Origin of the sequence: Brenneria sp. L3-3C-1 (assembly GCF_016456245.1) — a bacterium.
Taxonomy (GTDB): Bacteria; Pseudomonadota; Gammaproteobacteria; order Enterobacterales; family Enterobacteriaceae; genus Brenneria.
Genome location: NZ_JAEMHF010000016.1, coordinates 1 through 12,776, shown reverse-complemented (window position 1 = coordinate 12,776; position 12,776 = coordinate 1). Strand labels below are relative to the sequence as shown.

The window sequence follows — 12,776 nt, the reverse complement described above, 5'->3', positions numbered from 1 at the left end:
ATTGCGCTTGCGCAACATCCAAAAGTAATTAGTTATCAAGGGTTTGGCCAATGGCTAAACCCTTTTTTTTGCGTAAGTGGCGGCAAAATGGCATATTCCACCGCCTGTTTTCGGCCGCTGTTTAATCGGGTTTGCGTGCAATGACGGTCGGGAACATATGCATCCGATCGTTAATGAATTGGATGTCGCTGAATCCAGCTGTTTCCAATTGGGACTGTGTTTGTGCGTGGGTGCGAAAAGACGTCCACTTGGCGCTGAAAATGCGTGAGAAGAGCAGATGCTGTAAAGCCAGTAATGCCGGATCGGCTTCTCTCCATGGGGAGTCCGCCGACAATGCCGGCGGCGGCGTGAGGAAACTGGTTACCAGCGTACCCCCGGGTATCAATCCATCAAAGAATGCACGGTATAATGCCGTAACGCGATCGTCATTCGGTTCATAAATGTTAAGGCCGTTGCTGGTTAACACATCAACCTGGGGTCCCAGATCGAGCGACCAGGCATCATGGCAATAAAGCGATAGCCGTTTTTCCAGCCCTTGCTGTTCCGCCAGGCTACGCGCGCCCGCCAGTGCCTGATTATCCAGATCGACGCCAATTAAGCTTATGTCATGATGGTGGGTGTAGTCGAGCAACAGCAGATCGCCCATAAATCCGCATGGAACCGACGCCATCGTTATGCCGGGACGCAACAAGGTTTGTAACTGCTGCTGGAAAATGGCGAACCGTTCACGGGTAGCCAGCACGCTTGGCAATTTTTCGTAAATCAGCTCCTCGAGCTGGTTGGCGAAGCGAACCTCGCCACTGCGGTAGGTTACCAGGCGGTGCGTCCAGTGGGCATTTAAGCCGTGGTGTTCCAGCAAGAAACGGCCCAGTTCAAAACTGGCAAGCTCATCCAGCATGGCAAGCTGCTGATCAACCGTTGCGCCAGGAAGATCGCCTGACTGACGGATTCGGTTTTTTGCCGACGCTATCCGGCCGTTATGGTCGTCAGAAGAGGTATTGCGGTGGGACAACAGACTGGAACGAGGATCGGTATCGATGGGCTGATCGGGTTTTGACATGCTACTACTCCATTAGTTATTTACAATTCCGCCGACTACTTTAACGCCGGCACTATTACATGTCGAAACCTTAATATCATTCAGTTGTTTCTGAAACTTTACGATCAATTTTCACTCTGCGGATAACGGCTTACGTTCAATCAACTGAACAAGTTACTCTATATGCTGTTGCCATTCGGTTCGCAGCTGTTCGGCGTTGGCTGTGCCGTCGCAACTAGCGGGGAAACTCTTGCCGGATTTTCCCCATTCACGCATGTTGGCGGCATGGCAAAAATCGGCCTGTCCTGCGTTGTAACCACGCAAATAGGCATCACGGTCTACCTGGGGATTGCCAAACCACTCCTCCAGCGCACTGTTGTCTTTGACCACCATGCCCGATGCGGCGTCTTGGTAGCCTGTATCGTACCAGAAAGTTTTTTCGCCGCCTGACGATGGGGCGGAGACATCGGTCTGGCAGCCTGCGGTGAAAAGAATTACAGCCAGAAAGTAACTGTATTTCATAATGAAACCTTTTATCAGTCGGTTATCGCTATAAACATACGACGTTTAGGCGATACCCAATTTTTCTTTTAACAGTTTCAGATAACGGCGACTTACCGGGATATTTTTTCCTGTGTTGGTGAGCACTTCCGCCGCGCCGTTTTCCATCAATTGAATTTCTTTCAGTAGATCGGTATTGACCATATATTTTCTATGGCAACGTACGAAAGGCGTTTTTTCTTCCAGTGTTTTTAGCGACAGTTGCGTATAACCAGACTGGCTTACGCCAACAACATGTACGCCGCTGAGTTCAGAGCTGAGATATTCGACTTCATCGACTTTGAGTAAAAAAATGCGGTTATGCCCGTGACAGGGAATGTGCCTAAGATGGGGTTCTGTAATTAATTGTACATTTTTATTTACACTCGCGCCGCGGCGCAAACGGTTTAAGGTTTTATTGAGCCGCTGTGAGTCCAGGGGTTTGAGCAGATAGTCAAATGCGTGTTCTTCAAAGGCGCGCACCGCATATTCATCATAGGCAGTGACGAACACGACATAAGGCATGTTTTCAGGATCCAGCATGGCGGCTAATTCCAGACCGTTGACTTTCGGCATTTGTATGTCGAGAAAAATCACGTCAGGCTGTAGGCGGTGAATCGCGGGTATCGCCTCAAGAGCGTTGCCGCACTGGTCGACGATCGTTATGTCCGGTTCATTTTCCAGCAGTAGAGCTAGTTCTTCACGCGCAGGCAGTTCGTCGTCAATTATGATAGCTTTCAGCATCGTTCTCCCCTTTGTCCCGATGATTCTACCATCATTCACTTCGGGGATTGGAATGTTGACGAACAGAATTGAGCGTCAGACAGCTTTGTTCTGAGCGGTTTTCGCTGATGGTAATTTTTAGTTTACATATATGGATTGAAATCTTTACGGTTCGTGATATGGTGTAAACATATGCGTAAACAGCATTAACCGATTACGCCCATAAAAGGACTCGTCAGGAAATATGAACATGCAAAAAGATTCACTCAATAACATTAATATCAGCGCGGAACAGATACTTATTACTCCGGATGAATTGAAAACCAAATTCCCTCTCAGCGACAACGAACAACAGGCTATCGCCGATGCCCGTCAAACTATCGCCAATATTATTCACGGACGCGATCCTCGTCTGCTGATCGTATGCGGCCCTTGTTCTATTCACGATACCGATGCGGCTCTGGAGTACGGGCGCCGTTTGCAATCGCTTTCTGCTGAACTGGGCGACCGGCTGTATATCGTCATGCGGGTGTATTTTGAAAAGCCGCGCACGACTGTCGGCTGGAAAGGGCTGATTAACGATCCTCATATGGATGGTTCTTGTGATGTGGAAGCCGGGCTGCATATTGCCCGAGAGTTATTGCTCAAGCTGGTAAACATGGGATTGCCGCTGGCAACCGAGGCGCTGGATCCCAATAATCCACAGTATCTGGGCGATCTGTTCAGTTGGTCGGCGATCGGCGCCCGTACCACGGAATCACAAACGCACCGCGAAATGGCGTCTGGCCTGTCAATGCCCGTTGGTTTTAAAAACGGAACCGACGGCAGTCTTGGAACGGCAATCAATGCGATGAGAGCGGCGGCCATGCCGCACCGGTTTATGGGTATCAATCAATCCGGACAGGTTTGCCTGTTGCATACTCAGGGCAATGCTGATGGTCATGTGATTTTGCGCGGCGGCAAAAAGCCAAACTACAGTGCGCAGGACGTGGCGGAATGTGAAAAACAAATGCAGGATGCAGGACTGAAACCGTCCCTGATGATAGATTGTAGCCACGGTAATTCCAACAAAGATTATCGTCGGCAGCCCCTGGTGGTCGAATCTGCCATTGAGCAGATTAAAGCAGGCAATCGTTCGATTATTGGCTTAATGCTGGAGAGCCACCTTAATGAAGGTAGTCAGTCTTCAGAGCAGCCTCGTTCCGCCATGCGCTATGGCGTGTCCGTAACGGACGCCTGCATCAGTTGGGAAAGCACAGAAGCATTGTTGCGTTCGGTACATCAGGAACTTGACGCGCGAGTAAAACATTCAGGAGAGTAATAAGTTATGGTGGCTGAACTGACCGCATTGCGTGATCGGATTGATGAGGTAGATAAAGAGTTATTAGCCCTGTTATCACGTCGATTGCGTTTAGTGGCGGAGGTCGGTGAGGTGAAAAGTCGGTATGGTTTGCCGATCTATGCTCCCGATCGTGAAGCGGCGATGTTCAGCTCGCGTCGTAAAGAGGCTGAGTTGCTGGGGGTGCCGCCTGACCTGATTGAGGATATCTTGCGTCGGGTCATGCGTGAATCCTATTCCAGTGAAAATGATAAGGGATTTAAAACGCTCTGCCCATCGCTTCGCCCAGTGGTCATCATCGGCGGTCGCGGTCAGATGGGTAAGCTGTTTGAGAAAATGCTGACCTTGTCCGGCTATCAGGTCAGAATTCTGGAGCAGGATGACTGGCCCCAGGCGGAAAGTTTGTTATCTGATGCTGGGATGGTCATTGTCAGCGTTCCGATTCATGTCACCGAGCAGGTGATCGCCCGTCTGCCCACGTTGCCGGATGACTGTATTCTCGTTGATTTGGCTTCGGTGAAAAATGGGCCGCTGCAAGCGATGCTGGCGGCGCATCGCGGCCCTGTGCTTGGGCTACATCCGATGTTCGGCCCTGATAGCGGCAGTCTGGCTAAACAGGTGGTGGTCTATTGCGATGGTCGCCAGCCTGAAGCCTATCAGTGGCTGCTGGAACAGATTCAGGTGTGGGGCGCGCGTTTACATCGCATCAGCGCAGTAGAGCACGATCAGAATATGATGTTCATTCAGGCGCTGCGCCACTTTGCCACATTTGCGTATGGCCTGCATCTGGCGGAAGAGAATGTGCAGTTGGAACAGTTGTTGGCGTTGTCATCACCGATCTATCGTCTGGAATTGATTATGGTCGGGCGGCTGTTCGCTCAGGATCCACAGCTGTACGCTGATATTATTATGTCTTCCGAGAATAATCTGGCGCTGATTAAACGCTATTACCAACGTTTCGGCGAAGCGATAGAACTGCTGGAGCGCGCGGATAAAGCGGCTTTCATCAACAGCTTCAAGAAAGTCGAGCATTGGTTCGGCGACTACGCCGATCGATTCCAGTCTGAAAGCCGAACGTTGTTGCGTCAGGCTAACGATATTCGTCAGTAGCCGCCCTAAGTAGGTTTATATTCTTAGCATGCCATCCCGCGGTTTACCGGGATGGCAATTTTTTTACTCGCCCGAATCTACAGGAACTACATTCTCGCTTGGGTAGCAGCCCAAGACTTTCAGCGAACGAGTGATAGCGGTTAATTCCTTCAAGGCTTTTTGCATGGCCTCGCCGCGCAGGTTGGACTGCACATCAATATAAAACATCTCTTCCCATGGATTGCCGTTAATCGGGCGTGACTCCAGTTTGGTCATCACAATACCGTGGTCGCGCAGTACCAGCAGGGCTTCAACCAATGCGCCGGATTGCTGACCCGTCGCCATAATCAGCGTGGTTTTGGCCGGAACCTGCTCTGATACCTCAATCGGTTTACGGGCAAGAACGATAAAGCGAGTGATGTTTTGCGACTGATTGGCCAGATTATGTTCAAGAACCTGCAACTGGTAGAGCATTCCGCCGGCTTCGCTACCGAGGGCCGCGGCCTTCGGTGATTTGAGGGCCGCCACTTTTTCCATCGCGGCGGCGGTGCTTTCGCAGTACACGATTTTCCAGTGTGGAAAGCGATTGATAAAGTGACTGCACTGCTGAAAAGGTTGCGGGTGGCTATAAACGGTCTCAATATGATCGAGGTCGGTTTCGGTCGCCACTAAAACACAGTGATTAATCGGATTGCTCAACTCGCCGACAATAGCTAGCCCGGTATGCTGTAACAGGTCGTAGACATCGTTAATGGAGCCGGAACTGGTGTTTTCAATCGGCAACACGGCATAGTCAGCCTGGCCCGTTTCCACCATATTGAAAATATCCTGGAATTTCTGGCAGCCGCATTCGATGAGTTGTTCAAAATGCCGCGCCGCGTACTGGCGGGCCGCCAGGTGTGAATAAGACCCCTTAGGCCCCAGAAAAGCAATCCGAGCTGAATGGGATGTCATCTGGTTAAGGTGATGCTGCAAAAGCGCCTGCTGCGTCAGCACCGAATCTTCAATAATCAACTGGAACAAACGGGTGATATAGTGACCGTCAAGATGATATTTTTTCCCCACCGCGGTCAGGTTGTCGAGTAAATCACGTTCGCGTTCTTTATCGCGAATAGGGCGATGAGAGTGTAATTTACTGCGTGCGACGTCGAGAGCCAGTTCCCGCCTTTCTGCTAATAACTCCAGTAATTTTAAATCCAGTTCGCTGATGCGCTCGCGTAGTACCAGTAGTGGGTTGTCCATTATGTTGTTACCTGTTTTCTGTTCTTATAAAAAATTTCCGCGAGAAAAAACGTCGGCGGCGTTTTTCAACGGCGTTTGCGATAGCTTATCGACATAGCCCGCCACAAAAAAAAGCCTCCTGTTTCAGGAGGCTTTTTTATTCGTCTTCGTATTCTTGCTCTTGTGACGAATCGCCTCCCAAATCAGTGGAAGGTAAAAAAGAATACGAAGAAGAACGGCGTGTTAGTCATGGCGACCCTGTGTGTAAGCTGCATGAGTATAAAATAATAACATGTAAAGTAACGGTTGGCTTTTCATCCTGTCAATACAAAATCGCCGGGAGCGATTTTGAACAACGGGCGGCGTGGCGTTTTAGAGGGACGAACAAGGATGTTCGCCATACAAAAACGCGCCGTCAGGCGCGTTGGATAACAAGAACAAAGCGTATTATTCTTCTTGCGGAATTTGCAGGTTGGCCTCTTTAACGCCTGCCGCAGCGCGGCGCGCTTCACCTTTATGCTGCACTTTGTTTAATTGGCGCTCAAGTTTGGCGATAAGTTCATTGATAGCAGCGTACATATCGTCATGTTTAGCACTGGCGACCAGCGGCCCGTTCGGCGTACTGATTGTTGCATCGACAACGAAACCCTGAGGTTCTTTTGACAGAATGATATGTGGGTTAATCAGGTGAGCTTGCCACTTATCCAGTTTCGAGAGACGGTCTTCGACATGCTGACGTATTGCGGGCGTAATATCCATTTGCTTACTGGTAATATTGATACTCATATAACTTACCTCTCTGCCTATGTCCGTCTTTGATAATTTCAGCATAACGCGAGTTGCGACAAAAAGCGTGATTTCGATCGCTTTTTTTTGTCACTTTCTGTCAATAAACCATGATTTGTGAACCGGACTTGGGAATAGGCGGGAAGTGCTTGAGAGAGGGGGAAGGCTATGCCATTATCATAAGGATATATTGAGACCATTCGCGGATTTTCCGCCTTTCCCCCTCCTTTCCGAGAACAGATTCCGGCTATAAGAAAGACGGCAACCGAAGCTGCCGTCTTATGGTTTCGTCGCTTAATTTTCTTATGCCGGATTTGCAGCAATAATTTTAGCGACTTTGTCAGCCTGCGCAGCTAACTGAAGCTCGCGATACGCATTTTCCATCAATGGCAATGCATCTTTCGTGGCCTTGGTATCGGGATAGTCACGCAGCATTTGCTCGACACGGTTAACTACTGCCACATATGCGCCACGTTTCGTGTAGTATTGCGCCACGGAAAGTTCATATTTAGCCAGACGTTCTTTTAGGTAAACCAGCCGTTTATTGGCATCGGTTGCATATTGGCTGTTTGGGTAGCTCTGAATCAGCCGGCTAAAGTCACGGAAAGCCATACGGGCATACTGGGGATCGCGGTCGGAGCGATCGACGCCAAAGAACCCCTGTAAGGCGCTGTCGTCGAGCGCCATGTCGGTCAGACCACGCATGTACAAGACATAATCAACGCTTGGATGCGTAGGGTTTAACCGCAGGAAACGATCGATAGAAGCCTGAGCCAACGGCAGTTCAGCAGATTTATAGTAGGCGTAAATCAAATCCAACTGCACCTGCTGCGAATAAGGACCAAATGGATATCGGTTATCCAGCGCTTCCAACTGCGTGATGGCTGCTCTAAAGTTGCCGTCCTGCAATTTTTGTTGGGCGGTGGCATACAGTTCAGATGGCGGACTGTCGGGAACCGCATCCTTGGAATTGCTGGAGCATCCAGCCAGCGCCAGGCTCAACGTGGCGGCGGCCACCAGATATTTCATACGCGTCATGACGTTTTGATTATCCTCAGAGTGTTATTCCGGGAGACTGTCCGTTAAGCTCCCGATTTAGACCAGCTACAATAGTACATTATTTTAAACGGCGTCGCCGTGAAAACCCAACGTTAACGAAGAAGCTGCATATATGGCACAACAAGTACAACTCACCGCAACGGTGGCCGAATCTCAACTCGGACAACGTTTAGATCAGGCTTTGGCCGAATTGTTCCCTGATTATTCACGATCTCGCATAAAAGAGTGGATTCTTGAGAACCGGGTTCAGATTAACGGCAATGTAATCAACAAGCCAAAAGAGAAAGTGCTAGGGGGCGAATGGGTTGCTATTGATGCGCTTATCGAAGAAGAAGCCCGCTGGGAAGCGCAGAATATCGCGCTGGATATCGTCTATGAAGATCAGGATATTCTGGTCATCAATAAACCGCGGGATTTTGTGGTGCATCCCGGCGCCGGTAACCCGGATGGCACCGTTTTAAATGCGTTGCTACATTATTATCCTGAAATTGCGGATGTTCCCCGTGCCGGCATCGTCCATCGTTTGGATAAAGACACCACGGGATTAATGGTTGTCGCCAAGACCGTACCGGCACAGACCCGTCTGGTTGAGTCATTGCAAGCCCGGGAAATCACCCGTGAGTATGAGGCGGTCGCGATTGGCAATATGACCGCCGGCGGCACAGTGGATGAACCCATCGCCCGGCATGCGACCAAACGGACGCATATGGCGGTGCACCCTATGGGTAAAGCGGCGGTGACCCATTATCGGATTATGGCGCATTTCCGTGCTCATACGCGGCTACGCTTGCGGTTGGAAACGGGACGTACTCACCAAATTCGCGTGCATATGTCGCACATTAACCATCCGCTGGTGGGCGATCCTTTATATGGCGGTCGCCCTCGTCCGCCCAAAGGCGCATCAGACGAATTCATTACGGTTCTACGTGGTTTTGACCGACAGGCTTTACATGCAACGATGCTGCGGTTATATCACCCGATTAGCGGGATACAAATGGAGTGGCATGCGCCTCTGCCGCAGGATATGGTCGATCTTATCAATGCGCTGAAAGCCGATACGGAAGCGTTCCAGGATCAACTCAACTGGTGATTGAACAAGAGCGGTGATGAAACAATGCTAATACATCCTGACTGGCCTTTACCGGATAGCGTCCGGGCATGCAGCACCACTCGTTACGGCGGCGGCAGTTTGCCGCCGTATGATGCGCTCAATTTGGGAGGCCATGTCGGTGATGATGCCGACACGGTGATGGCAAACCGTCAAAAGCTCGTTGATAAGGCGAATTTACCTGCGATGCCGCACTGGCTGGAGCAGGTGCATGGTACGCATGTGATTCGTATTGACGGCACGCCGCCGTCTTCAGTTGTTGGCGATGCGGCTTATACGGATCGAAAAGGTCAGGTTTGTGCGGTAATGACCGCCGACTGTTTGCCGGTATTGTTTTGCGCGGCCGACGGCGGCGAAGTTGCTGCGGCTCATGCCGGCTGGCGTGGGTTGAGCGCGGGCGTACTGGAAGAAACGCTTGCCTGCTTCCGGGCAAAACCGTCGCAAATCATGGCATGGTTGGGGCCAGCCATAGGCCCCGATGCTTTTGAAGTCGGGGCGGAAGTGCGTGAGGAATTTATTCAGCATGACGCTATGGCGATATCGGCCTTCAGACCTCATGGAGATAAGTTTCTTGCCGATATATACCAGTTGGCGCGCTTGCGTTTACATGGCGTTGGCGTGACGCAAATTTTTGGTGGAGACTTCTGTACCGTCGGCGATCCGCAAAAATTTTTCTCTTATCGGCGCGATGGTGTGACGGGCCGTATGGCAAGTTTAATCTGGCTGATATAACCTATTGAATTAAGACGATCCACGGCAAGTAACATTTTAATCCCATTACTACTGGCAAAATAACCTTGAAATTTTGAGGGATGACCTCATCTGATCTCCAGTAGCAGTTTTGACCAGTATGTATGGGAGGTGTTATGCGTCTGGATCGTCTTACCAACAAATTTCAACTTGCTCTCGCCGATGCACAATCTCTTGCTCTTGGGCGCGATCATCAATTTATCGAACCCCTTCATCTGATGAGTGCTTTACTTAATCAGGAAGGCGGTACTGTCAGCCCGCTTCTGACTGCGGCTGGCGCCAATGTTGCCCGTCTGAAAACTGAAATCGAACAGGCTATCGCACGTTTGCCTCAGGTGGAAGGTACGGGCGGCGATGTTCAGCCATCCAGTGAGTTAGTTCGTACCCTAAATATTTGCGACAAACTGGCGCAGAAACGTGGCGACACCTTTATTTCTTCGGAGCTTTTTATTCTGGCGGTACTGGAGTCACACAGTACGCTCAGCGACATGATTAAAAATACGGGGGCAACACAAGAAAGCGTTACCAAAGCAATTGATCAAATAAGGGGAGGCGAACAAGTGAATGATCAAGGGGCTGAGGACCAGCGGCAGGCATTAAAAAAATATACTATCGACCTGACCGAGCGTGCGGAACAAGGCAAGCTTGACCCGGTTATCGGCCGCGACGAAGAAATTCGCCGTACTATTCAAGTATTACAGCGCCGAACGAAAAACAATCCGGTATTAATCGGTGAGCCTGGGGTGGGTAAAACCGCGATTGTCGAAGGGTTGGCTTTACGTATCGTTAATGGCGAAGTGCCGGAAGGCCTAAAGAACAAACGTGTCCTATCTCTGGATATGGGCTCGCTGGTTGCCGGCGCCAAATATCGCGGGGAATTTGAAGAACGGTTGAAAGGTGTCCTTACCGATTTATCCAAACAGGAGGGAAACGTCATCCTGTTTATTGATGAACTCCACACCATGGTTGGGGCGGGTAAAGCGGACGGCGCCATGGATGCCGGGAATATGCTGAAACCGGCTTTGGCGCGCGGTGAGTTGCACTGTGTTGGCGCTACCACGTTGGATGAATATCGGCAATATATTGAAAAAGACGCGGCTTTAGAGCGCCGTTTCCAGAAAGTTTTCGTGGCCGAACCGACAGTAGAAGACACCATCGCCATTTTGCGTGGTCTTAAAGAGCGCTATGAGTTGCATCACCATGTGCAGATCACCGACCCGGCAATCGTTGCGGCGGCTACGCTGTCCCATCGTTATATTGCAGACCGTAAGCTGCCGGATAAGGCGATCGACCTGATTGATGAAGCGGCTTCCAGTATCCGTATCCAGATTGACTCAAAGCCTGAGCCGTTGGATCGTCTGGAACGCCGGATCATTCAGTTAAAACTGGAACAGCAGGCGCTGAAAAAAGAGTCCGATGAAGCCAGTCAAAAACGTCTGGAGCTGTTAAATACCGAGCTTGAACAAAAGGAACGTGAGTACTCCAAGCTAGAGGAGGAATGGAAAGCGGAGAAAGCGTCGCTTACCGGTACTCAGAACATTAAGGCCTCTCTGGAACAGGCAAAAATTTCGCTAGAGCAGGCTCGTCGGCAAGGCGATTTGGGCCAGATGTCGGAGTTGCAATACGGTAAAATTCCTGAGCTGGAGAAACAGTTAGCGGCGGCGACGCAGCTTGAAGGCAAAACCATGCATTTGTTGCGTAACCGTGTGACGGATGCTGAAATTGCTGAAGTGCTTGCTCGTTGGACGGGGATCCCCGTATCCAGGATGTTGGAAGGCGAGCGTGAAAAACTGCTGCGCATGGAGCAGGAGTTGCACCGGCGCGTCATTGGGCAGAATGAAGCCGTTGAGGCGGTGGCGAATTCAATCCGACGCAGCCGCGCAGGTTTATCCGATCCCAATCGCCCAATCGGTTCTTTCCTGTTTCTTGGGCCAACAGGGGTGGGTAAAACCGAACTGTGTAAAACGCTGGCCTCTTTCCTGTTCGACAGTGATGATGCGATGGTCCGTATCGACATGTCCGAGTTTATGGAAAAGCATTCGGTGTCACGATTAGTAGGGGCGCCTCCGGGGTATGTCGGCTATGAAGAGGGGGGCTATCTGACGGAGGCTGTCCGTCGTCGTCCTTACTCGGTGATCCTGTTGGATGAAATCGAAAAGGCGCATCCCGATGTGTTCAACATTCTATTGCAGGTATTGGATGATGGGCGTTTAACGGATGGGCAGGGGCGTACGGTCGATTTCCGCAACACGGTTGTTATTATGACGTCGAACCTGGGTTCCGATCTTATTCAGGAGCGCTTTGGCGAACGGAGTTATACAGAGATGAGAGATATGGTACTGGAAGTCGTTAGCCATAGCTTCCGTCCTGAGTTTATCAACCGTATCGATGAGGTTGTCGTATTCCATCCTCTGGGAAGGAAGCATATCGCATCAATCGCCAAGATCCAGCTACAGCGTCTGTATAAGCGTCTTGAAGAACGGGGTTATCATGTGACAATAACGGATGCTGCACTGGAACGGTTGGGCGAAATCGGGTTCGATCCGGTTTATGGCGCTCGTCCGCTTAAAAGGGCAATTCAGCAACTGATTGAAAATCCGTTAGCTCAGCAGATTCTATCCGGCAAGTTAATTCCCGGCAAACCGGTCACGCTGGATGTTGATGGTGAGAACATCGTGGCCCGTCAATAACCTCTCTTTTTAACGAGAACAAAAACGGGGGAATAGTTTATTTCTCCCGTTTTCTCTTTCTTTGTGTAGATAATCCCCACTTTTAGTGCAAAACCCAGTCTGGAAACGGCTTTTTGATTCCTTTTTGAGCGCTTGATAATTTTTTTGCATTTAGCGCTTGTAAGCCGCGGGGAAGTCCCTATAATGCGCCTCCACTGACACGGCAACGGCGGTTACGCGGTTGGGGTGACGGTAAGAAGTCAGGCAATAATCACTTGACTTCACAGCGGAATTGCATAACATATGCGGCCCGCGCCACGGTTGCCGTGGCACTGCTCTTTAACAATTTAATCAGACAATCTGTGTGGGCACTCACAAGACAATATCGGCAAACGATATAAAAAAGTCTTGAAGAGTGACTGACAGTAAATTCATTACGAATAAACAGTTATT

Annotated in this window: 11 protein-coding genes and 1 other annotated feature; of the genes, 5 read left to right on the top strand and 6 right to left on the bottom strand. The window is 50.3% G+C overall.

The genetic code is table 11. The features are described from left to right. Window positions 1-121: 121 nt before the first annotated feature. From JG725_RS19475 to btsR, 3 genes are all read right to left on the bottom strand, one after another. Window positions 122-1,060 (bottom strand): cyclopropane-fatty-acyl-phospholipid synthase family protein, encoded by a 939-nt coding sequence (locus JG725_RS19475; RefSeq protein WP_199379524.1) that lies wholly within the window; start codon window positions 1,058-1,060, stop codon window positions 122-124. Between the two features lie 153 nt (window positions 1,061-1,213). Further along, window positions 1,214-1,561: a DUF2799 domain-containing protein gene (locus tag JG725_RS19470; RefSeq protein ID WP_172291795.1), complete on the bottom strand. Its 348-nt coding sequence runs from the start codon at window positions 1,559-1,561 to the stop codon at window positions 1,214-1,216. 45 nt (window positions 1,562-1,606) lie between these two features. Continuing rightward, window positions 1,607-2,323: a two-component system response regulator BtsR gene (gene btsR / locus JG725_RS19465; protein ID WP_172291794.1), complete on the bottom strand. Its 717-nt coding sequence runs from the start codon at window positions 2,321-2,323 to the stop codon at window positions 1,607-1,609. 229 nt (window positions 2,324-2,552) lie between these two features. Between btsR and JG725_RS19460 the strand changes: the two genes are divergently transcribed. Further along, window positions 2,553-3,623, top strand: coding sequence for a 3-deoxy-7-phosphoheptulonate synthase (locus tag JG725_RS19460; RefSeq protein WP_172291793.1), 1,071 nt, complete (start codon window positions 2,553-2,555; stop codon window positions 3,621-3,623). A 6-nt stretch (window positions 3,624-3,629) separates the two neighbouring features. Beyond that, on the top strand, window positions 3,630-4,751 hold the full coding sequence (gene tyrA / locus JG725_RS19455; RefSeq protein ID WP_172291792.1) for a bifunctional chorismate mutase/prephenate dehydrogenase: 1,122 nt from the start codon (window positions 3,630-3,632) through the stop codon (window positions 4,749-4,751). A 63-nt stretch (window positions 4,752-4,814) separates the two neighbouring features. Here the strand turns inward: tyrA and pheA are convergent, their stop codons facing one another. The 3 genes from pheA to bamD form a co-directional block, all read right to left on the bottom strand. Beyond that, the gene (gene pheA, locus JG725_RS19450) at window positions 4,815-5,975 is read right to left on the bottom strand and encodes a bifunctional chorismate mutase/prephenate dehydratase (protein WP_199379550.1); all 1,161 of its coding nucleotides are present in this window, start codon (window positions 5,973-5,975) and stop codon (window positions 4,815-4,817) included. Window positions 5,976-6,076: 101 nt separating this feature from the next. Further along, window positions 6,077-6,203 (bottom strand) — a sequence feature (Phe leader region). A gap of 195 nt (window positions 6,204-6,398) precedes the next feature. Next, window positions 6,399-6,737 carry a ribosome-associated translation inhibitor RaiA gene (gene raiA, locus JG725_RS19445; RefSeq protein WP_172291791.1) on the bottom strand — a complete coding sequence of 113 codons (339 nt, stop codon included), beginning with the start codon at window positions 6,735-6,737 and terminating at the stop codon, window positions 6,399-6,401. 303 nt (window positions 6,738-7,040) lie between these two features. Then, a complete protein-coding gene (gene bamD, locus JG725_RS19440; RefSeq protein WP_172291790.1) occupies window positions 7,041-7,775 on the bottom strand; it encodes an outer membrane protein assembly factor BamD in 735 nt (244 codons plus the stop codon). A gap of 133 nt (window positions 7,776-7,908) precedes the next feature. Between bamD and rluD the strand changes: the two genes are divergently transcribed. From rluD to clpB, 3 genes are all read left to right on the top strand, one after another. Further along, a complete protein-coding gene (rluD, locus tag JG725_RS19435) occupies window positions 7,909-8,886 on the top strand; it encodes a 23S rRNA pseudouridine(1911/1915/1917) synthase RluD (protein ID WP_199379522.1) in 978 nt (325 codons plus the stop codon). A 24-nt stretch (window positions 8,887-8,910) separates the two neighbouring features. Next, a complete protein-coding gene (gene yfiH, locus JG725_RS19430) occupies window positions 8,911-9,636 on the top strand; it encodes a purine nucleoside phosphorylase YfiH (protein ID WP_199379520.1) in 726 nt (241 codons plus the stop codon). A gap of 134 nt (window positions 9,637-9,770) precedes the next feature. Then, window positions 9,771-12,344 (top strand): ATP-dependent chaperone ClpB, encoded by a 2,574-nt coding sequence (gene clpB / locus JG725_RS19425; RefSeq protein ID WP_172291787.1) that lies wholly within the window; start codon window positions 9,771-9,773, stop codon window positions 12,342-12,344. The last annotated feature ends 432 nt before the right edge of the window (window positions 12,345-12,776 follow it).